The sequence below is a fragment of the Virgibacillus sp. 7505 genome, assembly GCF_002272135.1.
Classification (GTDB): Bacteria; Bacillota; Bacilli; order Bacillales; family Amphibacillaceae; genus Terribacillus.
The window spans coordinates 1-246 of record NZ_NPBF01000254.1; the positions used below are offsets into that span (position 1 = coordinate 1).

Annotated in this window: 1 pseudogene; it reads right to left on the bottom strand. The window is 49.6% G+C overall.

The window, feature by feature from the left end:
• Positions 1-246 (bottom strand): annotated as a pseudogene (locus CHH91_RS18845) (amidase); the annotation flags it as partial.

The window sequence follows — 246 nt, forward strand, 5'->3', positions numbered from 1 at the left end:
CTCCTGCATTCATCAGATAATAATGCCTCATTAGTTCGACGCCATCAATTGGCGGCGCTGCTTCCTCAACATGATGACCTGCCTTTTCTAGCCAATCCACTGCTTGTTGCAATGCTGTAATCGCCTCTTGTGAAACGGGAGTCCCAACAGGAGACTGGGCGGAAAAGGCTGTCCGCAAACGCGGCAATCGCTCCTGGAGTGTGTGTTCATAACGATTTGCAAACAATGGTGTTTGAAAAGCCGCTT